Origin of the sequence: Brevibacillus brevis, from assembly GCF_900637055.1 — a bacterium.
Classification (GTDB): domain Bacteria; phylum Bacillota; class Bacilli; order Brevibacillales; family Brevibacillaceae; genus Brevibacillus; species Brevibacillus brevis.
The window spans coordinates 1,280,173-1,305,000 of the sequence record NZ_LR134338.1; the positions used below are offsets into that span (position 1 = coordinate 1,280,173).

General features: G+C 46.5%; 35 protein-coding genes and 1 riboswitch (1 of these 36 only partly in view). Of the genes, 24 read left to right on the top strand and 11 right to left on the bottom strand.

The genetic code is table 11. The features are described from left to right. Nucleotides 1-9 precede the first annotated feature (9 nt). From EL268_RS06800 to EL268_RS06885, 19 genes are all read left to right on the top strand, one after another. Entirely contained in the window at nucleotides 10-333 is a 324-nt protein-coding gene (locus EL268_RS06800) for a phage tail assembly protein (RefSeq protein ID WP_126435395.1), read from the top strand. Nucleotides 334-468: 135 nt separating this feature from the next. Next, entirely contained in the window at nucleotides 469-2,451 is a 1,983-nt protein-coding gene (locus tag EL268_RS06805) for a GumC domain-containing protein (RefSeq protein WP_126435397.1), read from the top strand. After that, nucleotides 2,451-2,666 carry a tail protein X gene (locus EL268_RS06810; protein WP_106656057.1) on the top strand — a complete coding sequence of 72 codons (216 nt, stop codon included), beginning with the start codon at nucleotides 2,451-2,453 and terminating at the stop codon, nucleotides 2,664-2,666. The genes EL268_RS06805 and EL268_RS06810 overlap by 1 nt, the downstream gene beginning before the upstream one ends. Before the next feature lie 6 nt (nucleotides 2,667-2,672). After that, nucleotides 2,673-3,689: a phage late control D family protein gene (locus tag EL268_RS06815; protein ID WP_106656058.1), complete on the top strand. Its 1,017-nt coding sequence runs from the start codon at nucleotides 2,673-2,675 to the stop codon at nucleotides 3,687-3,689. Between the two features lie 5 nt (nucleotides 3,690-3,694). Continuing rightward, the gene (locus EL268_RS06820) at nucleotides 3,695-4,138 is read left to right on the top strand and encodes a phage baseplate assembly protein V (RefSeq protein WP_164724443.1); all 444 of its coding nucleotides are present in this window, start codon (nucleotides 3,695-3,697) and stop codon (nucleotides 4,136-4,138) included. Then, nucleotides 4,108-4,518: a phage tail protein gene (locus EL268_RS06825; protein ID WP_106656060.1), complete on the top strand. Its 411-nt coding sequence runs from the start codon at nucleotides 4,108-4,110 to the stop codon at nucleotides 4,516-4,518. The genes EL268_RS06820 and EL268_RS06825 overlap by 31 nt, the downstream gene beginning before the upstream one ends. Further along, complete coding sequence (locus EL268_RS06830; RefSeq protein ID WP_106656061.1) at nucleotides 4,518-4,829, top strand: hypothetical protein; 312 nt, start codon at nucleotides 4,518-4,520, stop codon at nucleotides 4,827-4,829. The genes EL268_RS06825 and EL268_RS06830 overlap by 1 nt, the downstream gene beginning before the upstream one ends. After that, nucleotides 4,822-5,937: a baseplate assembly protein gene (locus tag EL268_RS06835; RefSeq protein ID WP_106656062.1), complete on the top strand. Its 1,116-nt coding sequence runs from the start codon at nucleotides 4,822-4,824 to the stop codon at nucleotides 5,935-5,937. Before EL268_RS06830 ends, EL268_RS06835 begins: the two co-directional genes overlap by 8 nt. Next, nucleotides 5,930-6,574 carry a phage tail protein gene (locus tag EL268_RS06840; protein WP_164724444.1) on the top strand — a complete coding sequence of 215 codons (645 nt, stop codon included), beginning with the start codon at nucleotides 5,930-5,932 and terminating at the stop codon, nucleotides 6,572-6,574. The genes EL268_RS06835 and EL268_RS06840 overlap by 8 nt, the downstream gene beginning before the upstream one ends. Before the next feature lie 16 nt (nucleotides 6,575-6,590). Beyond that, nucleotides 6,591-6,950, top strand: coding sequence for a hypothetical protein (locus EL268_RS06845; RefSeq protein WP_106656064.1), 360 nt, complete (start codon nucleotides 6,591-6,593; stop codon nucleotides 6,948-6,950). Between the two features lie 5 nt (nucleotides 6,951-6,955). Next, a complete protein-coding gene (locus EL268_RS06850) occupies nucleotides 6,956-7,276 on the top strand; it encodes a hypothetical protein (RefSeq protein ID WP_106656065.1) in 321 nt (106 codons plus the stop codon). Between the two features lies 1 nt (nucleotide 7,277). Beyond that, nucleotides 7,278-7,832 (top strand): hypothetical protein, encoded by a 555-nt coding sequence (locus EL268_RS06855; RefSeq protein WP_106656066.1) that lies wholly within the window; start codon nucleotides 7,278-7,280, stop codon nucleotides 7,830-7,832. A 16-nt stretch (nucleotides 7,833-7,848) separates the two neighbouring features. Further along, nucleotides 7,849-9,519 carry an Ig-like domain-containing protein gene (locus EL268_RS06860; RefSeq protein WP_106656067.1) on the top strand — a complete coding sequence of 557 codons (1,671 nt, stop codon included), beginning with the start codon at nucleotides 7,849-7,851 and terminating at the stop codon, nucleotides 9,517-9,519. Further along, nucleotides 9,516-9,692, top strand: a complete 177-nt coding sequence (locus EL268_RS32685; RefSeq protein ID WP_164724445.1) for a hypothetical protein — start codon at nucleotides 9,516-9,518, stop codon at nucleotides 9,690-9,692. Before EL268_RS06860 ends, EL268_RS32685 begins: the two co-directional genes overlap by 4 nt. Further along, complete coding sequence (locus tag EL268_RS06865; RefSeq protein ID WP_126435399.1) at nucleotides 9,679-10,851, top strand: polysaccharide deacetylase family protein; 1,173 nt, start codon at nucleotides 9,679-9,681, stop codon at nucleotides 10,849-10,851. Before EL268_RS32685 ends, EL268_RS06865 begins: the two co-directional genes overlap by 14 nt. A gap of 108 nt (nucleotides 10,852-10,959) precedes the next feature. After that, nucleotides 10,960-12,141, top strand: coding sequence for a hypothetical protein (locus EL268_RS06870; protein ID WP_106657066.1), 1,182 nt, complete (start codon nucleotides 10,960-10,962; stop codon nucleotides 12,139-12,141). A 62-nt stretch (nucleotides 12,142-12,203) separates the two neighbouring features. Beyond that, on the top strand, nucleotides 12,204-12,569 hold the full coding sequence (locus EL268_RS06875) for a hypothetical protein (RefSeq protein WP_106657067.1): 366 nt from the start codon (nucleotides 12,204-12,206) through the stop codon (nucleotides 12,567-12,569). Further along, nucleotides 12,566-12,856, top strand: a complete 291-nt coding sequence (locus EL268_RS06880) for a phage holin family protein (protein ID WP_106657068.1) — start codon at nucleotides 12,566-12,568, stop codon at nucleotides 12,854-12,856. The genes EL268_RS06875 and EL268_RS06880 overlap by 4 nt, the downstream gene beginning before the upstream one ends. Beyond that, nucleotides 12,853-13,608, top strand: coding sequence for a DUF1906 domain-containing protein (locus tag EL268_RS06885; RefSeq protein ID WP_106657069.1), 756 nt, complete (start codon nucleotides 12,853-12,855; stop codon nucleotides 13,606-13,608). Before EL268_RS06880 ends, EL268_RS06885 begins: the two co-directional genes overlap by 4 nt. A 100-nt stretch (nucleotides 13,609-13,708) precedes the next feature. Here EL268_RS06885 and EL268_RS06890 read toward each other — a convergent pair whose 3' ends face one another. Beyond that, a complete protein-coding gene (locus EL268_RS06890; RefSeq protein WP_106657070.1) occupies nucleotides 13,709-13,930 on the bottom strand; it encodes a hypothetical protein in 222 nt (73 codons plus the stop codon). A gap of 121 nt (nucleotides 13,931-14,051) precedes the next feature. On the opposite strand from EL268_RS06890, the gene EL268_RS06895 reads away from it, so the two are divergent. Further along, a complete protein-coding gene (locus EL268_RS06895; protein ID WP_106657071.1) occupies nucleotides 14,052-14,744 on the top strand; it encodes a hypothetical protein in 693 nt (230 codons plus the stop codon). A gap of 449 nt (nucleotides 14,745-15,193) precedes the next feature. On the opposite strand, the gene EL268_RS06900 is transcribed toward EL268_RS06895, so the two are convergent. From EL268_RS06900 to queC, 7 genes are all read right to left on the bottom strand, one after another. Next, the gene (locus EL268_RS06900; RefSeq protein ID WP_106657073.1) at nucleotides 15,194-15,469 is read right to left on the bottom strand and encodes a hypothetical protein; all 276 of its coding nucleotides are present in this window, start codon (nucleotides 15,467-15,469) and stop codon (nucleotides 15,194-15,196) included. 117 nt (nucleotides 15,470-15,586) lie between these two features. Next, nucleotides 15,587-15,943, bottom strand: a complete 357-nt coding sequence (locus EL268_RS06905; RefSeq protein WP_106657074.1) for a hypothetical protein — start codon at nucleotides 15,941-15,943, stop codon at nucleotides 15,587-15,589. Further along, on the bottom strand, nucleotides 15,927-16,145 hold the full coding sequence (locus tag EL268_RS06910) for a hypothetical protein (RefSeq protein WP_106657075.1): 219 nt from the start codon (nucleotides 16,143-16,145) through the stop codon (nucleotides 15,927-15,929). The genes EL268_RS06905 and EL268_RS06910 overlap by 17 nt, the downstream gene beginning before the upstream one ends. A gap of 532 nt (nucleotides 16,146-16,677) precedes the next feature. Beyond that, the gene (queF, locus tag EL268_RS06915) at nucleotides 16,678-17,175 is read right to left on the bottom strand and encodes a preQ(1) synthase (protein WP_007729714.1); all 498 of its coding nucleotides are present in this window, start codon (nucleotides 17,173-17,175) and stop codon (nucleotides 16,678-16,680) included. A 42-nt stretch (nucleotides 17,176-17,217) separates the two neighbouring features. Further along, nucleotides 17,218-17,937 (bottom strand): 7-carboxy-7-deazaguanine synthase QueE, encoded by a 720-nt coding sequence (queE, locus tag EL268_RS06920; protein ID WP_106657789.1) that lies wholly within the window; start codon nucleotides 17,935-17,937, stop codon nucleotides 17,218-17,220. Beyond that, on the bottom strand, nucleotides 17,934-18,422 hold the full coding sequence (gene queD, locus EL268_RS06925) for a 6-carboxytetrahydropterin synthase QueD (RefSeq protein ID WP_106657790.1): 489 nt from the start codon (nucleotides 18,420-18,422) through the stop codon (nucleotides 17,934-17,936). The genes queE and queD overlap by 4 nt, the downstream gene beginning before the upstream one ends. Continuing rightward, nucleotides 18,422-19,090 carry a 7-cyano-7-deazaguanine synthase QueC gene (gene queC, locus EL268_RS06930; protein ID WP_017251152.1) on the bottom strand — a complete coding sequence of 223 codons (669 nt, stop codon included), beginning with the start codon at nucleotides 19,088-19,090 and terminating at the stop codon, nucleotides 18,422-18,424. Before queC ends, queD begins: the two co-directional genes overlap by 1 nt. A gap of 94 nt (nucleotides 19,091-19,184) precedes the next feature. After that, nucleotides 19,185-19,228: riboswitch (PreQ1 riboswitch) on the bottom strand. A gap of 173 nt (nucleotides 19,229-19,401) precedes the next feature. Here queC and EL268_RS06935 point away from each other — a divergent pair. Both EL268_RS06935 and EL268_RS06940 read left to right on the top strand, forming a co-directional pair. Beyond that, nucleotides 19,402-20,409, top strand: a complete 1,008-nt coding sequence (locus tag EL268_RS06935) for an asparaginase (protein WP_164724568.1) — start codon at nucleotides 19,402-19,404, stop codon at nucleotides 20,407-20,409. An 18-nt stretch (nucleotides 20,410-20,427) separates the two neighbouring features. Then, nucleotides 20,428-21,108: a copper homeostasis protein CutC gene (locus EL268_RS06940; RefSeq protein WP_106657791.1), complete on the top strand. Its 681-nt coding sequence runs from the start codon at nucleotides 20,428-20,430 to the stop codon at nucleotides 21,106-21,108. Nucleotides 21,109-21,128: 20 nt separating this feature from the next. Here EL268_RS06940 and EL268_RS06945 read toward each other — a convergent pair whose 3' ends face one another. Beyond that, nucleotides 21,129-22,241, bottom strand: a complete 1,113-nt coding sequence (locus tag EL268_RS06945; RefSeq protein WP_106657792.1) for a GerAB/ArcD/ProY family transporter — start codon at nucleotides 22,239-22,241, stop codon at nucleotides 21,129-21,131. A 166-nt stretch (nucleotides 22,242-22,407) separates the two neighbouring features. On the opposite strand from EL268_RS06945, the gene EL268_RS06950 reads away from it, so the two are divergent. Continuing rightward, entirely contained in the window at nucleotides 22,408-23,214 is an 807-nt protein-coding gene (locus tag EL268_RS06950) for a serine hydrolase (RefSeq protein ID WP_106657793.1), read from the top strand. Between the two features lie 94 nt (nucleotides 23,215-23,308). Here EL268_RS06950 and EL268_RS06955 read toward each other — a convergent pair whose 3' ends face one another. Beyond that, the gene (locus EL268_RS06955) at nucleotides 23,309-23,668 is read right to left on the bottom strand and encodes a winged helix-turn-helix transcriptional regulator (protein ID WP_017251146.1); all 360 of its coding nucleotides are present in this window, start codon (nucleotides 23,666-23,668) and stop codon (nucleotides 23,309-23,311) included. A 174-nt stretch (nucleotides 23,669-23,842) separates the two neighbouring features. On the opposite strand from EL268_RS06955, the gene EL268_RS06960 reads away from it, so the two are divergent. Beyond that, the gene (locus tag EL268_RS06960) at nucleotides 23,843-24,685 is read left to right on the top strand and encodes an aldo/keto reductase (protein ID WP_106657794.1); all 843 of its coding nucleotides are present in this window, start codon (nucleotides 23,843-23,845) and stop codon (nucleotides 24,683-24,685) included. A gap of 70 nt (nucleotides 24,686-24,755) precedes the next feature. On the opposite strand, the gene EL268_RS06965 is transcribed toward EL268_RS06960, so the two are convergent. Beyond that, nucleotides 24,756-24,828 carry the 3' end of a Fur family transcriptional regulator gene (locus EL268_RS06965; protein WP_106657795.1) on the bottom strand. It continues 224 nt past the right edge of the window, so 73 of the gene's 297 nt are visible here — the last part of the coding sequence; the start codon falls outside the window, past its right edge — the gene reads right to left on this strand; it ends in the stop codon at nucleotides 24,756-24,758.

The window sequence follows — 24,828 nt, forward strand, 5'->3', positions numbered from 1 at the left end:
TTTGCAAAAATGAAATTACCACTGCCATTGGAAAAACCATTGAGGGTAGACGATAAGGAGATAACCTCCCTCACGTTCGAGTTCGATAAACTGACAGGCGCGGATATTATTAATGCTACTGATGAGGCCCGTCAGATTATCGGATTTTCCCCGAATGACATGCAATCATCGGCTTTCCGGGCGGTGCTTGCCGCAAAAGCTTGCGGAGTCCTCTACCATGATCTATTAAGACTGGGAGCACGGGATTTTTACCGAGCAGTAACGGCGGCGCATGCTTTTTTGCTCGGTATGGATTTGAAGGAGATGGAGGAGATAGAGAAGACGGAGGAATAAGAGAGTTACGGAAACTTGTACTCAATATGGCGAGGAACACGCATACCAGCATGGAGTTTTTCCTTGGCATGACTTTGAACGATTTAAATGAATGGGTAACAGCAGCCATGGAAATTACGGAGGGAGGCGAAACGGATGGGTAGGAAACTGTATGAATTCACAATCAAGATGTCTGGGAAAATGAATAGATCGTTCACCAGCGCGTTCGATAACGCTTCCCGCCGTATGCAGGATATGCGAAAAAAAATCAGCGAGTATCAGGCATCTATTGAGAAGGCAAATGGCAAACTGCAATCCATGTCAACCTTGCACTCGAAAATGTCAGCAGCGATAGAGAAAACCAAGCGTGGCCTTTCCTCTTTGGAGCGGAAATACCGAAGTGGCGCGATCAGCGAAGAGGTGTACAGACGGGAAAGCCAGAAGCTGCAAAACGATCTTCAACGGTTTACCAACGTACAAAAGAGAGCAGCCTCACAGGTCGATAAGTTTAAACGGAACATAGCCGAATTAAATAGAGAAATGAGAAGTGAATCAAACAATCTGAACGCTTATTCTCGCCAACTTCAAACCATGGAGGCAAACGCACTTGCTGCGGGAGTCTCCATAGGGGAAATTGCGTTGGCAGGGGCTGCATTGATACCTGTTGGAGGGTATCTTGGTACGGTTGGGGTTGGTCTGGCTGGGATTGCTGTCGGAGCAAAGACTGCGAAATCTGCTTTTGACTTGATGATGGATAGCGTCAGCAAAGCGGCTGATCGAGAATACAACATCGAAGTCATCCAATCATTGCTCCGGGACCAAAAGAAAGCAGATCAGTTGTTCAACTGGATGGAGAAGCGCGCCATTGAATCCCGTTTCGGGATGACGGACTTTTTCGAATCCGGCCAGGCATTTTTGTTTAAAACGAAGGACCTGAGGCAAGTCCAAGGGCTGATTGATATATCCGAGAAGCTAGGGACGATCAATAAACAACAGGGGATGCAGGGGGCGGCGATCGCTCTCAACGAGTTATTGATTGGCGATACTCAGTCTATCGTTGAGCGTTTTAACATGCCAAGGTCAGACATCAAGAAGTTTGCCAAATCGGGAATTGACGGCATTATCAAGGGCATGAATGAGCTGCTAGATAAACAGAACATCGATGCCAAGCTGTTGAGTGATGTGGATACAACTGGTCTTGTTATGTATGAACAGCTCGTGGAAAAGCTTCAACTGACCTGGACGAAAATGGGGGTAGAAGCGTTAGACGCTTTGAAACCAACGCTAAAAGAAATCGACAATTTGACCAAGACAGAAGCGTTTCAGGATTTGTCGAAGCTGGGCTCAGATGCTTTTGCGGAAATGGGACGAACTGTTACCAAGTCCGTCCAGTTTGCATCTAATAAGCTACAGACGATTTTCAATAATCCTGAATATAAGAAGTTGGATGTTTGGGGGAAAATCGAGTTTATCGTAGCGGATGTATACGATACATTCAACAAGTGGTGGAGCTCCGGAGGGAGTGAAGCTACACAACGTGTCACTTATGAAATTGCATCGAAGCTCGGTGAGTTGATCAAAGCGGCAGCTGTACCTCTCATTCCAATCGCCAAGGACGTAGGATATGATGTCGGCAAATCGATTATTCAAGGCATTTGGGATGGAATGTGGGGAGAAAACAAGCTGGAGACTCCCTTTAGCAAACTGGAAGCCCGAATAGAGAGCATGAGGGCTGCTGGTCAAGATCCGACCACTACGCCTGTTTATGGTGGGCCAAACGCAACCATGACAGCAGGGCCGGAACCTGCATGGTACGAAAAAGCGTGGGATTGGGTAAATGGTTCCCATGCAAACGGATTATCTTATGTCCCGTTCGATGGATACCGAGCGGAGCTTCATAAAGGGGAACGTGTATTGACTGCCCAACAGAATCGTAATCTCGACTCCAATCTATGGTCGAGAGCAAATCAGGCGATGTCGTCACGCAACGGAAATCAAACGCTTGTTTTTCAGTTCTCGCCAAACCTTTCTGGCGGAAATCGGTCAGAAAACGAATCGATGCTCCGAGACTCCTATCATGAATTCAAAACGAATATGCAGCGGTTCATAAGGAATGAGAGGGCGGTGAGGTTTTCCTGATGGCTGGAACATATACAACGAATGCAGGTGACATGTGGGACTGGATCGCGTATAAAACGATGGGCAGCGAGTACTTCATGCCACAGTTAATTGAAGCCAATCTAAAGCATCGAGAGACGGTAGTCTTTTCATCCGGAATCGTCCTGGTTGTTCCAGACAATGACGATGGCATGGCGCAGGACACATCAAATCTGCCTCCTTGGAAGAGGGAGTGACGACGAATGGCACAGCCAAGACGAGTCAAATTTGAACTACTCTATGACAACAAGAACATTTCGAATGATCTGCAGCCGTACCTCATCTCGTTTGAGTACACCGACAATCTCTCTGGCACGGCGGATACCATATCTATCAACCTAGCAGACCGGGAACGCCTGTGGTGGGCAGCGTGGATGCCAGAATTGTATGCAAGCATAAAGGCAAAAATCATTCGTGAAAACTGGATCGATGACGGGAAAACGGATGCTCTAAATTGCGGGTATTTCGAAATCAACGAGATCAACCTAACAAGTCCACCCAATGCCGTCAGTATCCAAGGCGTGTCTGTGCCAGATTCGTCAACGATCCGGGCACAACGAAAATTCCGTGCATGGGAGCAAACACGTTTGTCTGTGATCGCAAAAGATATTGCAGGCAAGAATGGGCTCAAACTTCTTTTTGATGCAGAAGACGAGGACTACGATCGGATTGAACAGACAGAGGAAACCGATCTTGGTTTCCTTATGCGCCTGTGCGATGATGCTGGCATTGCTGTTAAGCTGACAGGCAAACAGATCAGTTTATTTGATGAAGCCAAATACGAGGAGAAACCTCCTGCTTTTTCGCTCAATTATGCAACGTCCAAGATCAAAAGCTTTTCGGCACAGGTGACCACGACAGGCATCTATAGTCGGGCTGTTGTGAACTATCACAGTCCAAAAGGGAAAAAGAAGATCCACTACACCTATATGCCCCCAAACGCCCCAAAAACGGGTCGTACGCTGTATATCAATGAGCGCGTAAAGGATGGACGTCAGGCAGAACGAAAAGCCAAAAGTGCGCTGCGCCAAGCGAATAAGGAGCAGCACAAGGCAAGCATTACCTTGATGGGAGACGTTAACCTGGTAGCTGGTATGACGTTTATGCTGAACAATTTTGGGGCTGTGAGCGGGAAATACATCATTACCCAGGCTGTTCATGCTTATAGCGGGAATGGCTACGAAACTTCGCTTGAATGCAGAAAGGTATTGGGCTGGTAATGGATATGAAAAACATATTGCGTGTCGGCATTGTATCGAGCGTAGACGAGAGGGATGCGACAGCAAGGGTCGTCTTTGGTGACCGCGAGGATGTGGTGTCCTACAAAATGGACATCCTTTCTCGTGGTTCTTTTTTGTTAAAAGATTACTGGCTGCCGGATGTGAATGAACAGGTATGGTGCCTGTTTTTGCCGACAGGGAATGCAGATGGGATTATTCTCGGATCAACGTACAATCAAGAGGACCTAGTGCCAATCAAGAACAAAAATAAACGCCACATCCGTTTTGGTGATGGGACATTCATCGACTATGATCGAGAAACGCATACCCTGACAGTCGATTTTCTTCATCCTGGGAAAATCGTCTTTAATAACACCAATATCATAAACAACCAAACGACGCAGCGAGGTGAACCAGAATGGCGGTCATCGGAAGTCTTGGAGAAGTGATTTTTGAAGTATCTTCCCAGCGTGTTCGTACTTTTGATGATATGACAAGAAACGGCTCGAGCCGGTGGGTAACCCATGACATCCATCGAAACAAACCGATTCCTGAATTCGTTGGTCCGGGGCTTGAAGAAATTAGTCTTTCCATTCAGTTGAAAGCCTCGCTCGGGGTTGATCCAGAAGCGGAGCTGAAAACATTGCGGATCAAAAGGGATACGGGCCAAAGGGATTTATTGGTCATCGGAAACAAACCTGTTTCAACCAGCCAATGGATTACCGAGTCGGTCAGCGAACAACACAAAAACTATGACGGTCGTGGTCGTTTACTATCTGTTAACGTTGAGCTGCGTCTCAAGGAGTATCCGAAAAAGGCGGGAAGCTAATGGCTCAAATCGTAACGATTACAAGTGATTTTAAAGAGGTTATTTTCGGCGCGACCGGAGAAACAGAAGTGATCCAAAACGTGAGGACCATCATGCTGAGCATGATTCATACATCTCCGATGTACCGATCATTTGGTTGGGACCCTAACATCGACGCACCTGTTAATGCTTATATGGCAATCACTTCGGCACGACTCATTGAAAAAATCCAACAATATGAACCACGCGCAGAGGTCCAGGAAGTTACGTATAAAGGTGATGAAAACGGGATGTTAAAACCTTTGGTAAAGGTGGCGATAAAAGGTGTCTAGGTTTGATTTTTTACCAGATGTATCATTCGCCAATAAATCGCCGCAACAGATCGAAGCGGATCTGATCGCAAACTATGAAAAAGAATACAAAAAACCACTTGCAGCAGCTGATCCGGTACGACTCTTTATCAAGAGCATCGTGCCTTTTTTTGTACAGCAAAGAGTCATTATCGACGACTCTGCAAAACAGAACTTGCTTAAATATGCGAGAGGTAAGTACCTGGACCTCATTGGTATCTTGCTGAACGTATTAAGAATACTGGCTACAAAGGCTAAGACTACGGTTCGTTTTACCTTATCGACACCAGTATCTCAGATCATACCGAAAGGGACCCGAGTTACAGCAGGGGACAACGTATTTTTTGCAACAACAGCGGACGTCACAGTCACAAGTGGGGAGACGAAAGTAGAGGTCAAAGCGGAATGCGTTTCCGTGGGTGTGATTGGCAATGGGTATCCAGTGGGAAAACTGAACCAATTGGTTGACCCTCTGCCATTTGTCCAATCGGTTTCTAATGTCACAGAATCGGGCGGCGGGGCAGATGAAGAGGACGACGATTCATACGCAGAACGAATCCGGCAGGCACCAGAGAGCTTTTCTGTAGCTGGTCCATCTGGAGCTTACGAGTTTTGGGCAAAGTCAGCCAGTACCCTTCTGGGGGATGTGAATGTATCAAGCCCAAGGGCTGGAGTGGTGGAGATTCGACCTCTACTCAAAACGGGAGAGATACCTGATCAGACAATCCTCGATCAAGTCGCGGCTGTTTGCAACGATAGAAAGATTCGGCCACTCACTGACCAAGTTTTTGTTTTGGCCCCGACTCAAAAAACATACAACATCGAGGCCACATACTGGATTGATACGGACAAGGAAAGTGCTGTCACCACGATTCAGGCAAATGTGAATAAAGCCGTTGCTAGCTATCAACTTTGGCAAAGAGCCAAGCTTGGCCGTGACATTGATCCGTCTGAGCTTGTTTTCCTCATGAAGCAGGCGGGAGCTAAACGGGTATCTGTGACAAGTCCAGTTTTTACCACACTGACTGAATCGCAAGTAGCCAAAGAACACACGGTCAATGTGGTGTATGGAGGGTTGGAAAGTGGTTGATATCTACAACGCAAAGCTGTCGGACATCCTTCCATCGTCCATAAAAGAAGACAAGAAGATTCGAGCGTTGGCTGCAGCCATTACAAAGGAAATGCAGGACATATCCTCTGATATGAAACTGGTGCTTATGTTTTCCCGGATCGATGAACTAGATTCAGAGGTGGTGGACATCCTGGCCCACCAATTGCACGTCGATTTCTATGATTCATCGTTATCTCTTGAAAGTCGGAGGGAGCTCGTCAAAACGGCAATAGGAGCTCATCGATATAAGGGAACGCCCTGGGCAATCGAACAGGTCGCATCTATTTTGTTCAAAAATTCATCGGTCCGCGAATGGTTCGAATACGGTGGGGAACCGCATCATTTTCGAATCGAGACAGAACAGTTGATTTTTGAGCCGGGGGATCTGGCAAAGTTCCGTCGTCTGGTGGAAGGTGTGAAGCGCAAGAGCTCTTGGTTGGATGACATTGTGTTCAAGATCATAGCCACCACGATCAGAGTAGATGTTTCTGCTAAAAGATTTATCGTTGATTACTTTGTGTGCAATACCTTCTACCCTGACGAAATTGTTGTCAATGCTCCAAGCTTGCCCGTCTTTGTTGCGCCTGGCATGCCTATGTTTACAGCAACGGAATGATGAAGGAGGGTATCAAATGCCAATTGGCACAAGACATATATTACGTGACGGCGGTCTACTTCCGGTCCCGCAATATTTCAATGTTACGAAGGATGAATTTCAGGAAATTCAGGGTAACAAAGGAGCTATGTTTGTGCAACTTCGCGGCTTATCTGCGAAAGAGCCTATTAGCGGCTCAACTGACACAGATCATATTTTCACCGAGCAAATGCATGGCTTTGTCATTAAAAATGACGGAACGAATGATCTGACATTTACGATTCACAACTACACTTTTACGGTCAAAGAAGGCGAAGTGTTTGAAGAATCGTTTGAGCCGTTTACCCAAGTCATCATCAAAACAACTTCTCCATTTCGCGCTTATGGGAAAGGGTGATCCAAATGGCTATTAAAGTGGAACCTGCTTTCCTGGAATTCATCCGAAATACAGTGAGCGCAAAAATAAGTAACGCCACAATCACCGTGGACGGGAAACCTGTCATTCATCCAATTACACTGACGAAGCATCTTACCAGTGCCCAGAAAACAGTTGTGCAGTTGTACGTCTACTTGGACGTCGTGGATGCAGCAGGCACCATTACAGAGGCAAAACTAGTGGACGCAAGCGGGACAGCAATGATTACCTCTGATGCACAGATTACCTCGCACGAAACAGGGGCATTGTTGCTATTCGAAATCCCTTTCGAAGTGAGGAGTGTGTGAAATGCCCTATGATCGGCAATATTGGACTGACCGACTTGTAAATACGGAAACAGGTGAAACGATCCAAGATGGTACTCGTTTTACCGCACGGCGTATGAATCACATAGAAGAAGGTATTAAGGACATCGATGGCGTTGTTATCAGATTAGAAAATCGCATTCTCTACCTGCACGCCAAGATCACGACAGGAGACAGGACTGCGGGGAATAGTGGAATTTTTGTTGATTTGTTTGACGGCATCCAGGATGCGGTCATTTCCTTGGATAAGACGAGAACGACAATTCAGTCTATTTCTGGTTCGAATGTTACCGTTGCATCGGTGACAGGCTTTGCAGTGGGGCAAGAGGTTACGTTAGCCTCGGTCAACAATCAGGAGGAGCGTATGATCACAGCAATTAATGCGTCTACAAAAATTATCACACTAAACGCAGCTCCAGCAGCAACCTATTCTGCAAATGCCATCCTGGCAAGGTCAACCGTGGAAATTGATACAGCGGCGAAACGTATGCGACGAGGGTCAATCGATACTTATAGTGTGAAAATAGCCGTAACATAAGAAAGGAGGCGGTTAGATGGCTAGTAAATCAACCGTTGTTAGCATCCCTGAGTCTACATCACAGAGTCGATCACAAAAGATAACCATCCCAAACCTAAAACGAGTTGTCTCTGTTGCAGTCAATACGGGCAAAGTTACACACTCTGTCAATGGCAGCGAAGTGACGGTCAATGTCAGCGATGGCTCATATACCCGATATACCACATCCAGCAGCCCGAACACAAAAACCGTATCGGATACTCGTACCAGCAGCACTGATAGTTTTCCATCGTCGATCAGTTACAACGATGGTACTTATAGCGGAACATTGTCCAAGTCAGGAAGTTCAACCTCCTTTGTCGTGAGTGGCAGTCCTCCCGGTCAAAAAACAGCATCTGATACTCGATCAGCTTCTCATGAACGCGCGATAGATTGTTCGCAGGCGCAAAGCGGTGCATTAGCGAATCTGCCAGCCTCTGTATCTTATTCAGACGGTGAAGGGTATTCAGGGGTTTTGCAACGGACTGGGACGTCTGTTGGATCTTGCCAACGCTATTATTATGGAGACGGCAAGTATTTGTATACAGCTTCCGCAACAGGGAACTATTCTGGACAGGTTTCAAAGCCGGACACACGGGTTTACAATTACTCGCAAAGCTATTCCGGTACAGTCTATGGTCCTTCTCAAACTTACTTTACCTACTACTATGCTTATACCGTAACCGTTACTTATGAAGACAACTTTGGTCAGACACTGACACTTTCAGCACCAGCAAACGGAATCAAATTGTCTGTGGGCAACACCTATACGGTGACAGGAACCACATTGGACACCGATCCTGGTGATATCGTTTCTGTCTATGTACGTGTAAATAAAGGTGTTAACTATCTAATCATGCAAGCATCAGCTGATGGGGTAAATCCTCTGTCCTTTAGTAAAACGTTCACATTTACAGGCGGGGCTATTAAGGACGGCACGACTAGCGTATCAGGGCTTTTGGATGAGGGTTCGACCCATTTACTAGAAGTATGGTCGGAGGATAACAAAGGCGGCACCTCCATCATTGCAGAGCGTACATTTACCGTGGTGCTGAATCGTCCTCCGATCCTTACACACTCATTCGTTGCGAATAACGATAATCTGTCGGACGATTCACCCATTACAATCAATGGAACCGTCTCAGATCCAGATGGAAATAGCGCGACCATGAAATATCGTTTGAACGGTGGCGCAGATATACCCATATCGGTAAGTGGCGGTGCGTGGACAATAACCGTCACACCAAAGCAGATGGTTTCAGGATCAAACAACCTTGTCATAACAGCTACAGACTCATTAGGAGCGACGACGGTAGTCACGTTTTCTCTCACCCGTTCGGTGACGAAAACACGACTCAAAACTGCCCATGCTCGCTACAAGCTATCTCCTCAATCAACTACGGCCAAAGAAGTCCTAGCTTGGCTCCAGCATGAAACGGGAGATTTGAATGTGGACGGAGCACTTTCCATCGTGCCGGCTGGCGCTGCTGAATCTTACAAGCCCATGACAAAAACGTCTGCACCTGTAATCACTGGAATCGTAGAGAAGGAATTCATCGGAACGTACGCGACACCAGACGCTCAGCTCCATTTGAAATTTACACTAACCAGTAATGACGCCAACTCAACAGCTGCAGCGACGAATTTATCGGGGGCGATCAAAGCATGAGATACCGCAAGCGGAATCCTGACGGATCGTTAGGCGATTGGGTTTACACGCCGGCAGGAGAGGAAGAGCGACAACAGGAAGAGGCTCTACGAAAAGAGCTGGATGCCCTTCGAGAAGAGAACGAGAAGCTGAAAAATGCTCAAAGAGAGGGTGGAGAAAATGGCGTGGGCTAAGCCGACAGACAAGAAAAGCAAAGACTTGATTCTCGCCCAGGTCAGGGATTACAAGAAAGGCCGTCTTGTGGAGCCATTTAATGAAACAAACGCCTGGCTAAAGGCATACGGTGGAGGCACTGTGTCATTTAACAACGGAAAGTTACAAGTCACCTCTACGGGTACATCGATTGCTGCTCGGAGAAATGTTTTTCTCAACCTTACTGGTGCAAAAACATTGAAAGTGAAATTCTTTGTGGACAATTTGATAGACCTTTATGAGTTTCAAATTTATCTGGCACATGATACCGTCTATGCAGAATTTTTAGGCTACACCGTTCGAGGATGGCGAATGGCACTGGGGTGGAATGAACATATCATCGACGTCAGCAAGCTGGAGCCCGTTGGAGCTGCAAGCCTGACCAGGGATATCGTCTCTATGCAAATCCGTGTGAAGTCCAACGATAATACTACGGCGTCGATCATTTTTGATTCGATCATCCGAGATGAGTCGCAACGAGGGAAGGTCATTTTTATGTTCGATGATGGCTGGTCTTCCCAATACACCGAAGCATTTCGGTATATGGGAAAATACAATCTTCCAGGTGTCATTGCCGTCATTCCGTCGCACGTAGGGTGGTCTGGCTATTGCACACTGCAACAGCTAAAGGAAATGTACGTCTACGGATGGGACATGGCCAACCACACCATGAACCACGCGACTTTGAAAGACCTGAAAGATGCAGCAGCTATCGAGAAAGAAATTGGAGACGCCGAAGCCTGGTTGAATACAAATGGCTTTACGAGAGCGTCAAATATCTTGGCGTACCCATACGGGGCGTATGACGCAAGGGTGCTGCAAGTTATGCAATCTCGCAGAGCGGGCCGCACTGTCCAAGAAGATACGGTGACAACGCCACCACCTGATAAACGGACGATCAAGATTCGAAATGTCGATCATACAATTGCACCGTCCACATTAAAAGGGCACATTGATAATGCGGCAAAGGTAGGGGGCGTGTGTTTGTTCATGTTCCACAAGATCGTTAGCGGTGAAGCCTCGTCAAGTATCGAGTACAACGTAAGCAACTTCCAAGAGGTTGTGGATTATGCCTATTCCCGGAGAGCTGACATCGATACCGTGACGTTCAGTGAATGGCTGGACAGCTGCGGCATGTAAGCAATCACGTAACGATCAAAGCGCCTTCTAGTTTGAGGGCGCTTTTTCATAAGGAACTACATCTGCACTCTATCTTGGAGCCAAAAAGCAAGAAAGGACACGGTGAACATGGGATGGATCAGTCAAGCACAGAGAAAGAAACCACTGCTTAAAAAGTTGTTGGTTTACTATGGGTATCCTATCTCGATCAACGGCGCATGGAATGTAGACACAGCGGTGTCCATCTACAAGGACTATGATCTAATCGTATTTGGAGAGTATCAGAACCCAGCCCATGGAGCTTACGCAGACACGTTAAACATTATCGCAAAGCTCAAGCAAGCAAAGCCGGGAGTTGAAATTTTTGGCTATATCTCAATCGGTTTAGCGCCGGCTGCTGCTGACAACTTCACCATCGAAGAAATTAAGGAACGGGTTATGCAATGGAAAACGATGGGGTCTACTGGCATCTTTTTAGATACCTTTGGCTACGATTATTACGTCACGCGAGAGCGACAAAACGAAGTCGTACAGTTTTGCCACTCCCAAGGGTTTAACGTTTTTGTAAACTCATACAAACCCGACTACGTATTTAAAAAAGAAAATATGTATCTGGACTGGATTGATTTTAATGGTAATCCAAAGAACATCGAACCAGTCGTCGGTCCACAAGACTACTACATGATCGAAAACGCATTCTACGTTTACTCAAGCAGTCAGCAGACAATGCGCGGTTCGTCCAGGAGCCGGTTGTTGGAGAATATGGAATGTTTCACAGTGAAGCGTGACGAATATGGTGGACTTACCTATTTTGAAAAATTCAGGACTCAATTCATTGCACTGGACGAGATCATTGACCGAGACCAGGAATATTTTAATACCGGATATATTGGATCGGTCGTGCTTGGTTACCATGGATACGGAGCATCCATTCGCAGCTGGGGGGCATCTATTAGCGATTACCACCACTACCCCCTGCCTGACATCCCGTACGATGCTGGCGACCGTTTGGGCACTCCTACGGCGAGCAGAAACACACCATCAAGCTCCAGCAACACCAAGTACGAAAACACATTAGGTAACATCAAACTCACCTTAGTTTGGGACCCTGATCCAACTGACGATAAAAACCTATCGAAAGGTACTAGGCATGTACTCATCAATGGAAATCTTGTTGGGTATTCAAAGGGATCAACAGATCGAAGACCGAAAATCGCACATGTTGGCTTTATGTATTTTGATACAACGTTAGGGAAACCCGTTTGGTGGAATGGAACCGGATGGGTTGACTCGACAAATACGACGGTTTGAGGAGCTGCTGATGTGGCTCCTTTTACTTTTGCCCCGAAAGGGGGTGAGGAGGTCATGCGCTAGTGGCAGACGAGATCAAGGATCTTCAAAAGGGAATTACAGAAATTCTAGTTGCAATCGGGAAAATCGAAACAGAAATTAAGCAACTCGGCATCATGGCAAACAAACTCGATTCAACTGAAAAGCTGGCCATCGAGGCTATGCAAAGTACAAAAGCAGCTCATAAACGACTCGATGAATTGAGCTCGGAAATCACTGATCTGACGAAGAAGGCCGAGGACATCAAGAAAGAAATCGAGCAACGAATCGATAACGATAAGCGACAAGGCCGAGATGATAAACGTTGGATTGTCGGAACAGTACTGGGAGCTGGAGCTCTGATTTGGAAACTCATTGAATCAATTGCGAAAGGTGGAGGAGCTGTATGAAAGAAACGGACCTGTTGGTATTGGCTAACCAGTACCTATTGGACGAGGCACTGATTGTTGTAGTCGCGCTCTTGATTATCGGGGTGATTTTAAAGAATACCCCCTGGATTGTAGACTGGAGCATTCCTTGGCTTTTAACCGTGAGTGGCGTTGGACTAGCCTGGGGAGTGATGGGAACTATTAGCGTGCAAGCAACCATTCAGGGCATCCTGGCAGCTGGGATCGCGACGCTGGGGCACCAGCTGTGGAAACAGACCTTCGATAAAAGAAAGGAAGATGCAGAATGACAATCAAAGGGATCGATTGTGCAGTACCTTTGACAGCAGAAAAAGCGAGAGCAATGGCGGCGGCGGGCATGAAATTTGTCTGCCGCTATCTTGTTCCTGCCAGTATGGAGTGGAAACGATTGACGAGGGCAGAAGCCGAAGCGATCACAGCGGCAGGGATGCAGGTAGTATCCGTCTTCCAACGCGGAACTAATGACGCTGCTGGTGGCGCAGTCAACGGCACAAGGGATGGCAAAGCGGCCCTCCAGGAAGCCAAATTGATCGGTCAGCCTGTAGGTACGGCGATTTACTTTGCCGTGGATTTTGATGCACAGCCAAAGGACTATGCAGCGATTGAGGCATACCTGAGATCAGCTGCCAAGGAGTTGTCTGGCTATTCGGTAGGCGTGTATGGCTCATTTGCTGTTATTGAGGAGATGGCGAAGCGAGGAGCTTGCAAACACTTCTGGCAGACATACGCCTGGAGTCGGGGGAAGCTCGCCAAAGCAGCCAACATCTATCAGTACAAAAATGGACAGGAGCTTGCAGGGCACACCGTGGACTACAATGACGCGCTTGGTGGCGAAGGTTGGTGGAATACTAATTCACCTGCTGTGGAAAAACCTGTGAGCAAGTTGGACAAAGAATCGGCAGAGGAAGTAATCGCGATTCTCGGCTCGGTCTGGATGGCGAGCGATAACGATCCAGGAGTGAGAGAAGCAGCTCATTACGCTGCGAACGCTTTGCGTGACGCGGTAGGTATCCCGAAATAATGACCATGTAATAACCAAAGCCCTCCTTCGGATAGGGGTCCCACCAACAATTTAACGTTAATTTGCTGGCGGGACCCCTTTGGGGTGTTATCCATCAATTCTATTGTTTACTTTTTTTAAAGAAGACAACAAAAAGTAAAACAACATTTAAAATCAATAATCCCATGAGCAGGTAATTTGTTGTAGTTAGATTTGCATTAAGAGAAGCTATTTCTCCTTTAACTTCAAGTAAAGAACTACTTGTTTTGTTGCCTGCCTCTCGAATACTTGCCGAAAAATCATTGAAATATTGGTGTAGTTCTGTAAAATCAAGCTTTTGCATAATGGAATCATCATCCTTTTTTTACTTTTAAAGTAAATTTTAAATACTGCGTATTGACGTAATCTACTTCCATATTATACCATTAAAATAAAAAATGTAAAAGAATGGGAGTGTATTACTTATGAAACGTTTTAATTTTAAGTCGCTTTTCGCAAGTTTGCTTTGCGGAGCGTTAGTTTTATCTGCTTCTGGACTATCTAGTACTGCTCATGCAGCAAAAAGTGTACAAGAAGTACAATTGAAGTTAACTTCTGTTGAGATTCAACTGAAGCCTAATCTCGAAATGGTTCGTACTGAAACCGGAGATACCGCAACAGTTAAATTAATTGACAGAAAAACTGGTGAAACAACGGAGACATATTCGGAGACAATCGAATCTGTTAAATCTGTGCAAGGGAAAGGTATTAATGCTGCCAGTGGAAATTACACTACAGTGACTGTAAAAAATAATAAAAAAGATGGCCCAGTAACTACAGAACTGGCCGCGAAGTTGAAAATCTACAGTAATAGTTCTTTTAGACAAATTAATTCTATTGAAAGTAAAACTATGAAAATCACTAATTCCAACTCTGCTACGTTAGAAGATAAAGATATAGTGGCAATTTCAACTTCTGATAAATTTCCAACTCAAGAAGTTGAAATCAGCGGAAGTGCAACAATTACGTATAAGAGCACTAGTTCCGCAAGTGCATCGGGGGCTTTCAGCGTATCAGCACTAACTGCAGCAGGTTTTGAGGTTTCATACACGGGTAGTTCAGAGTGGGAATATTACGCACGCAAACCCATTGATATAGGTCTCCGTTACAAAGTATAAAAACAAATACAAAAAAGCTCCTCAGATTCGAGGAGCTTTTTGCATTCAAAGAGGTAGGGGTATTGTAAATGGTTGGCACTACGCCGGACAGCAATCTAGGGAGGGTTGTTTTTATTACTCACTAGTTTATCAACTTCGCAATAATACTTTTAAATTCCGCGATATCTAAATGAACCTTGTCGAAAGTCTCTATATGATCGTCCTTTACATAGTGGCTCTGGCACATGATAAGTTTGTCATAGCTTATGATGGCAACAGTCCTCCGGTAAGTGTTTTCACGTTCATCAACCTGATCGAAAATTTTTCGGAGGTAGCGATTCTCTTTTTCTAAGTCCCTTGTCATTTCCTCCAATTTTTTAAACATCATTCTATCTCCCTTAATTTACTAATTGTGTATATTGTAACCTACTTATACGCAGAGCAACAAATGGTTTGGTAATTTTCAGAAATTAATACCTGTCCAAGTAATCAGAGGTGTAAATGAAATGTTTACCTTGTGCGATCATATATCGTTTCAGTTTCTCCCGAAACAACTGGTCTGCGAGTGCCAGCTCAACCACAAACGCCTGGGCACTCCCCAACGACCGATTCCGTTTCGCCCGACCATTGAATATGGGATTCCGGAAGTCCAGGTTGTCAGCAATCTGAATCAGGTTTCCATACATCACTCGTGAATGAGTCGATGACACTCGCGGCAGCTCCACATGCGTTTCCCCGATATCCACGCATTTCCCTCCAGTTCTTAATTCAAAATCGCCCGAAAATTAAACATCATTCAGCACACTGCACACTGAGAGCCCCCCATGCAAGCAACGGAGGATATGTAGCGTTGCATAACGCCATTACCGATGGATGACGTCGCCGCGCTTGATCGATCCATCAAGAGCTGCTCTGACAAGTTTCTGATCGTCTAAGCTTACCACCCGCCCTGTGCCTATCTCTTCGGCCTGCAAACGTCCACGGCTGACTGAAACGACTCGATAGGCGTCACCTGCTGGCAATGGTCCAGAGGGAACGTAGAGGGCTTGAGCAATCGAGAGGAGTACGCCAAAACTTAATACGGCCAGCAGCCCCCAGGACGTTTTCCTGACCGATCTCTCGACGTCTGCATGATCATCCGCGTCATCTTCCCAGTCTTCTTCCTCCAGGTACTCAGGCCGTCTCCGATCCTCACGGTAATATCTACGCTTTCGAGACATTAGAACCGACCACCCTTCGCACTGGAACAGGAATGCCCATCTTTTTCGTGGAGGTGTCGCGCTCTGCAATTCGAGCTAAAGCCAAAGGCTTCAAATGTTCTTTGGCCCAGCCGCTGAAATTCATCTTTTTTGTGAGCTCCCACATTTCTTTTTCGAGCGGATCGTTAAGGTTAAAGCAGACTGGCTTTCGTTCGGTTGCCATGCCTAATCCCTCCCGTTGTGTTATGCAGCGTTGTGTGCTGCTGTGCTACTAAGTGATGCACAACAGTTTGTCCAATATTCCGATTTGCACCGGAAAAAAAAAGACTAAATTTGTTCGATCTTGTCCAAGATGTGGATGAGGTGATCAGAATGTTTGGATTAGGGAAACCAGAAACAAGAGTGAAACAGTTTTTGAAACGGCACGGGAAGAATCAGCAATGGCTATGTGCTGCTGCACCAATCAATAAAGATACAGGAACTAAACTTTGTAGAGACGAGGACTATTATCCTCCTCCCTCAGTCGGAAGGAAGGTATTGAGGGCACTTCGGCTGCTTGATCCGAATGTAAAAGAGAATGACTTCTGGACAATGTAAAAAGCCCCGGCACATAGATGCCAGGGCAGACAGATGTTGTTGACGGATTGTTGACGAAACTCGTCAACAACTACTTAAAATCACTAGATAAGAACAAAAAGCGAACACTGTAAAACCGTGATATAGACAGTTTTTTATAGTGTATAATGCAGTGTATTTTACCGATTGTCCACTTTCTCCGGATACATATCATGATTCATCATCCGATGGCTCGCCATCTCCTCGTACTTCGTTCCCGGTTTCCCGTAGTTGCAATACGGATCGATCGAGATGCCGCCGCGAGGAGTGAACTTGCCCCATACCTCGATGTAGCGCGGGTCCATCAGTTTGATCAAGTCGTTCATGATGACGTTCACGCAATCCTCGTGGAAATCGCCGTGATTGCGGAAGCTGAACAAGTACAGCTTGAGCGACTTGCTCTCTACCATTTTGATGTCAGGAATGTAGCTGATATAGATCGTCGCAAAGTCTGGCTGGCCTGTAATCGGGCACAGGCTGGTGAATTCCGGGCAGTTGAATTTTACGAAATAATCGCGGTACGGATGCTTGTTGTCAAAAGACTCCAATACGCTAGGGTCATAGGAGTAGTTGTACGTTGTCCCTTGATTCCCTAAAAGTGTGAGGGAGGATAAATCGCGTTCTTGTTGATGTGCCATATGAGTACAGTCCTCTTTTCTTCCATGAGAGTGAAATATCGTTTAAACGCCTCGTTTATTGCCCCAGACAAGTGCATGCAGTTGGGGAAGTACCTTCGCGTCATTCATGTCAGGCGTCGCCATCGCCTGATCGATCAGCCATTCAAAGCTCTCCAAAAGCTTATCCCGAAGCCGAGGCGTATCAGCGTCCGTCAGATCACTGTTTCCTGGCTGCAAATAGAAAGGCACCTCTGGAAAACGCTGATGAATCATGCGTGCATAGGCAAAGTCGGCGTCGTCAAAAACAACGACTTTCAGGCTGAGTCCTGGATGGTTTTGTTCCAACAGCTCGTACACAATTCGATCAAGCGCTTGAAAATCTGTTTCCATCCCGGAACTAGGCGGCTTCGGCGAAATCGTAATGTCGTCAATCTGTGGAAGCCACGCTTGCCACTTGCTGCCTTGTGTTTCGACTGTTGTGCGAATGCCATGCTCCTTCAACAGGGCGATTAACTCGCCGATGCCAGCCAAAAGCGCAGGATTTCCCCCGGAGATCGTGACATGGGAAAAACGGTCCCCGCCTAAGCGAGTGAGCTCCTCCCAGATTGCCTCGGGTGACATTTGCCGGATTTCATCACGGGCAGATCCATCCCACGTAAAAGCGGAGTCACACCAGCTGCAACGATAGTCACAGCCAGCTGTTCGCACAAACATCGTTTTTTGCCCGATAACCATTCCTTCACCTTGAATTGTAGGGCCGAATATTTCCAAGACCGGGATCATTCCACCATCCACTCCCGTCTCGCCTCTGCATAGCTGGTCGGTGTCTCGAACAGGCGAACGAACTCCACCCGAGCGCCGTTGTAGCGGTCGCGGTAGGCATCTGACTGCAATTGTTTTTCCATCTCTTCGAAAATCCACACGACCATGTTTTCGGCAGTGGTATTCATCGGAGGGAGCATCTCATTCAGATAGCGGTGATCCAAATAAATTTCGATATGCTCTTTCCAGATTTGCTTGATGTCGCCAAAATCGATCACGAGTCCAATCTCGTCCGGAAAGCCGCTGATGCCGAAGACGACCGTGTACGTATGGCCGTGGAGGTTTTTGCACTTTCCTTCATAAGCGTGCAGATGATGTGCAGCGTCAAAAGTAAATTCCTTGCTTACCAAAACGCGTTTGTTATGGTAGCGAAGCTGTGATTTTTGAATATGGGTACCCAGTGCCTGCATGCGATCAACGATACGAAAATCAAAGTTCGCGCTCATCAGGCTTGTTCTCCAGGTTGATTTTTCTCGGAAAGATAAGTGTCTAGTCCGGCTTTTCGCAGGTGGCAGGCAGGGCATTCGCCGCAGCCGTCTCCCTTGATGCCGTTATAGCAGGTGAGGGTATTTTCGCGAATATAAGTGAAGGCACCCAGATCGTCCGCCAGCTTCCACGTTTGTGCTTTGTTCAGCCACATGAGCGGCGTGTGAATCACAAACGGATAGTCCATCGACAAATTCAATGTCACATTGAGTGATTTGATAAAGGCGTCACGGCAATCGGGATAACCGCTAAAATCCGTTTCGCATACACCGGTAACCAAGTGACGTGCTCCTCGTTGCTTGGCGAAAACGCCCGCAAAGGAAAGGAACAACAAGTTGCGTCCGTCGACGAACGTGGATGGCAATTGGCCTTCTTCCTGAGTAATGTCAATATCTGTGCGGGTGAGTGCATTGGGCGCGAGCTGGTTTAACAGGCTCATGTCCAATACGGAGTTTTTGACGCCGAGCTCTGCGGCTATTTGCTGGGCGCACTCGATCTCCAGCTTGTGTCGCTGCCCGTAATCAAATGTGAGGGTTTCTACTTCGCCGAATTGCTCTTTTGCCCAAAACAGGCAGGTAGTGCTGTCCTGACCTCCGCTAAAGACAACAACGGCTTTTTCCTTTTTCATTGCTCTCCATCTCCTCTTAATTGAATTAGAAGAAAGAGAGTTCTTGAACTTTCCATCAAAAAAACAATAACAATACCAAAGAAAGGTACTGTTATCCAGCTTAGTTTTTTATAGAGGGAGTTCGCGAACCTCTCCCGTGCAGATGCACGGATTTCTTATTTGTGGAACCCAAATGGGCGCCTTGAGACATTATACAACAATCGACGCCAAAGTGGAGGGATTATCGCTTGGAAAAAGATTGACGGATGGAGGGTGCTACTGCTAGTGTTTTTTTCATAATCGATCAACATGGAGTGGAGCGGGTGATTTTGATGAGAGATGTCCCTTTAGTGGAAGAATATCGCGGAGGCATTCTGGAGAACGTACATAACGGCATCGTGTGCGGCGTGAATGAAAAAGGAGAGGTGGCTTATCGGGCAGGCGATGAGAACCATATCACCTTATTGCGCTCCGCAGCGAAGCCCTTTCAAGCCATTCCTATCGCCAAACGTAAAATTGATGAAAAATTCGGACTGAACAGCAGCGAAGCAGCACTCTTTGCGGCCTCCCATCGTGGTGAAGCCTATCATATGGAAGGCTTGGAGTCGATTTTACGAAAGACCGGCATTCAGGAAGACGAATTGCTCACCTGCCCGACTTATCCGCTAAACGAAGAGCCGAAGTTTGCTTGCTTGTCCCAAGGCATAGAAAAGCGCAGGCTTTTTCACAACTGTGCAGGAAAGCATTTGGGGTATTTGGCACTGTCGAAGGATCAAGGAGATTCCACTCATGATTACTACAAGGCAGAGCATCCAGCCCAACAGGAGGCCTTGGCGGTGTTTGCCAACCTGGCTGACTATCCAAAAGAACAGGTTCAGCTAAGCGTCGATGGTTGTGGCTTCCCAGTTTTTGCGTTGCCGCTCAAAAACCTGGCGATCGCATATCTAAAGCTCGCTTGCCCGGATCTGATCGAGGATCACGAGACACGTGAGGCAGTAGAGAGAGTGACAGGCTGGATGACGAGCAGTCCCGAAATCATTGCCAGTCACAACTTCATCTGTACAGCGCTTTTAATGGATGAAAATATAATCGCCAAAGGCGGAGCGATGGGCGTATACGGCTTTGCTTTGAAAAAAGAGAGACTCAGCTTTTCGCTAAAGGTACTGAATGGCTCTGAATTAGTATGGCCGCTTATTATCGCGTCGATCTTGGAGCAGATTCAGTATGAAAACCAAGAAACCATCGACCGACTGCATGCGTTGGCGCCAATAGCCATTAAAAACGACAATCAGTTGGTGGTCGGGGAGAAACGGCCAGTTTTTGTCTTGAACAAATGCTAAAAACGGAGGCGAAGTATCATGCTAGTAGAAGTGATTGCGACTTCAGTAGAGGATGCAAAACGTGCGGAGCAGGGCGGAGCTGACAGGCTGGAGCTCATTTCGGGTATTTTGGAGGGAGGCATTACTCCGAGCTGGGGATTGATTGACGCAGTGGTCAAGGCGGTTTCCATCCCGGTAAACGTCATGGTGCGACCCCATAGCCAATCATTTTGCTATACGGCTGAGGAACTTGCGGTCATGCGGCAGGATGTACGTATCATCCGTGAACTTGGGGCAGCAGGTGTCGTATTTGGCATGCTGACTCCAGAAAATAGGCTCGATCAACGGGGATTGGAGCTGTTGCTTGGCGAGTCAGGTGCATTGAATGTGACATTCCATCGTGCTTTTGATGATGCTGTGGATCAAATGGAAGCAGCGCGTATTCTTCTGGAATATCCCCAGGTCCGTACCATTCTTACTTCTGGGGGCAAAAAAACAGCAATCGAGGGAGCGGATTGTATTGAGCAGCTCGTCAAGCTGACAGAGAACACACCTCTCACAATTTTGGCAGGGAGTGGATTGTCACTGGCTAATGTGGAAGAGCTCGTAAAACGTACGGGTGTCAAAGAGGTTCATTTTGGATCGGCAGTACGAGAAGAAGGACAGGCTCTCCGATACGTCGATGCGAAGCGAGTAGCAGCCATCAAACAACTACTGTAAGCATAAAGCAAGCCGACACTTTACTTCTGAAGGGAAGCCGGCTTGTTGTTCATTTGCTTCCGTATCCAGTAACCAACGACGAGAATCAACGGATACAAGAACCCTTTTGTTAAATCAAAGAAAGGCCAGTACGTATACGTTTCATATAAAAAAGCTCCGTTTGGAACGATGATAATCGCGATGGCAACGAATAAGATGCATATGGGCAAGGTGAGCGACTGGTGCTCCTTTAAATGGAGAAGCTGCTTTATACCCACGCAAAATCCGTACATATACAGTACGACTTTGAAATAAATGGAGACAAACCACATGAGAGCCATCATCGCTTCCTGCCTTTGAAAGAACTCCCCTACTTGGACTCGTTTGGCGAGGGAATAGCTCGGAAAGTTTTCTCGGGAAACCAAATCCGGGCCGAGCACCAAAAGCGACAAGAAGATGATGGCAAGCAGACAAACTCCACCGTATATCGCTCCTCGCAAAAAAGCAGACGTGAGCTTTTGTTTTGCATCTAGGAGTGGAGTAATCATAAGGAAAATAACCAGCTCCGAGAAGGGAAAAGCGGTCACAGAAAATACTCCTCTTATGACGGGCTTAATGCCATTTTCCAAGAAGGGGAAAAGGTTCTCGAATTGAAACTGAGGGCTTAACAAAAGAAAAAACGAAACGAACGTAAAGACAAACCAAAGGAAAAAAATTTCGCTGGTCCGGGCAAAAGTTTCAAGGCCTAATCGAACAGCGTATATTGCGCAGGCAACGAGTAAAAACATGACAGCATCAATGGGTGTTTGTTTCATAATATGGGTGGTCATGAATTCTCCGATTGTCCGTATATAGACAGCGCCGTTGATTAACACAGCCCCTAAAAAGAAGAGAGAAAAGAACGTGCCGAGCCAACGTCCAAATATGAGCTTGTTCTTTTCAATCAGTGTTTGTTCGGGGTAGATGCGACCGACTACACAATACAAGTATACGATGGCCAGCCCCAGTACGATGCCGATCAATCCTGATAGCCATCCATCGTGACGCGCTTCAGTCGCAGGTACGGAAGGTAAGATCAGGATGGAATCTCCTATGGTGATGAATGTTACGAGGATGACAAATTGGCGAATGCCAATCTTATCGGAGTTCTGCATGATGGCTCACCTTGTCCGTAGGTTTATCTTACGTATTATTTCCAAGTTCAGGATGGATAAACGAACTGTAAGTAGGTACCGTCTCTTGTCTGATTTGTTTTCGGAATAGTATGATAAAAGGAGAGGGGCAAGAAACTACGAGCAACGAGAGAAGGGAAGAAAAGCTGTGGAGCTGGAAAAAAGGTTGTCAGCCATTATCGGTCAAGCGGAGGGGACTTGGGGCGTCGTTGTGGAGGAACAGGGCTCAGCTAAAGGAACCCGTTTTGAACATGTACCGGACGAGCTGTTTATTGCGGAGAGTGTGATCAAAGTGCCGATCATGGCAGCCGTTTTCGCGGCAAGTGAGCATGGGCATTTTCGATTGGATGATCAGCTTGTTCTACGCCAAGAGGATCTGGTGGGGGGATCGGGGATTTTGTACGCGCTATCTCCAGGCTTGAAGCTTGCGATTCGCGACTTGGTGACCCTCATGATTATTCAGAGCGACAATACGGCGACAAATATGCTGATTGATTTGGTAGGAAAAGCGCAGATCGAACAGACCATGATTGATTTGGGAATGCGCCAAAGCTATTATTCACGAAAGCTGATGATTTATCCACTCGATATCACAGAAAACAATAAGATAACCGCTGGGGATATTGCGAGTATGCTAGGTCAAATAGCAACGGGCAGTTATCTGTCTCAGCGCGCCTGTAAAGAGATGATCGCCATTATGAAAAAGCAGCAAGTTCGTAATGGTTTGCCGTCCCAATTGCCAAATCAGGAAGAATTCAATTTTCCTGCATGGGAACTGCCTTGTAAATCGGGCTGGGATACGGGCAGACAGCATGATGTAGGCTTGCTGTATACGAACAATCGCTGCTTCTCCATTACGGCCTTATCCAAAGATGTAACCGCTCAATCCGCTCTGAACACACTAGGATTACTGGGAAGAGCTGTGTATGACTACGCCATTTTGGCTGTCGATTAGATCGGCAGCTTTTTTATTTGTTGAGGGACAGAGCTTGTTTGGAAGCTTCGTCGATCTGCCGCAAACCCAAGTCACTCCACCTACTCCTGTTCTTTTATTGATTCAAGATACTTTCTTCCAATACAGCATACTTGTCGCCGTATTCCTTAATGATATGCTTTTCGCCCCATAGGCAGAGCGAATCGAGAATACTTTTCAAGGTCCAGCCGTACTCGCTGAGCTCATACTCCACTTTTGGCGGAACTTGATTGTAAATAATCCGGTTGATGATGCCATCGTCTTCAAGTTCTCTCAGTTGCTGCGTCAGCATCTTCTGCGTAATGCCCGGCATCAGTCTTTTCAACTCACTTGTACGTTTTTTTCCGTGAGTCAGGTGACACAAAATAACGCATTTCCATTTACCGCCGATGACCTCGAGAGTGGCTTCCACTGATATGTTATACTTCTTCTTCATTGTTGATTTCCTCCTGAATGACAGGTACTTTTTAGTGCCTATCATACAAAAAAGTGCGTACTTTTCCTTTTCGCTAGTCTATCTCATAATAACACTTGTCAAACGACATGAAGCACATTAGGTGACTGGAAACAGTCATACTAACATAGAGAACCAGGATGGAGGAGACAAGTTATGCCAAAACATTTGCAAGATACGACTACGCTGTACAACGGAGTGAAAATGCCTTGGTTGGGTCTGGGTGTTTTTAAAGTAGAGGAAGGTGAGGAGCTCGAGCTAGCTGTGAAGACAGCCATCAAGCACGGCTACCGCAGTATCGACACAGCCGCCATTTATAACAACGAAGAAGGTGTTGGCCGTGGAATCCGTGCAGGTTTGAAGGAAGCGGGCATCACTCGAGAAGATCTTTTTGTTACCTCGAAAGTATGGAATGCGGATTTGGGATATGAGTCCACGTTGGCTGCATATGAGACGAGCCTGAAAAAACTCGGGCTGGAATACTTGGACTTGTACCTTATTCACTGGCCGGTAGAAGGAAAGTTCAAAGACGCATGGAGAGCATTGGAGACGCTGTACAAAAAAGGGATGGTAAAAGCCATCGGGGTAAGCAATTTCCACATTCATCATTTAGAGGAACTGCTTAAAGACGCTGAGATTAAGCCGATGGTAAACCAAGTGGAATTCCATCCGCGCCTGTCCCAAGATGAACTGCGTGCCTACTGCAAGGAGCAAGGGATTCAATTTGAAGCATGGTCTCCGCTTATGCAAGGACAGCTATTGGACAATCCAGTACTGAAAGGAATTGCAGAAAAATACGGGAAGTCCATTGCCCAAATCATTATACGCTGGGATTTGCAAAATGGCGTCGTGACCATTCCGAAGTCGACCAAAGAGCATCGAATCGTCGAGAATGCATCCGTATTTGATTTCGAACTGTCGAAAGAAGACATGGAAATGATTCATGCGTTGAACCAAAATCACCGTGTTGGTCCAGACCCGGATAACTTTGATTTTTAATAGGTGACGGCATACAAAAAAACTCCTGATGATTTCAGGAGTTTTTTGCGTTGAGGAAAAGGAATAGGAATCAAATGACCTCTGGCAACTGAATGTCGTCCATCGTTACCATACATTCAAATTGATTGGGGGAGTCGTGATGA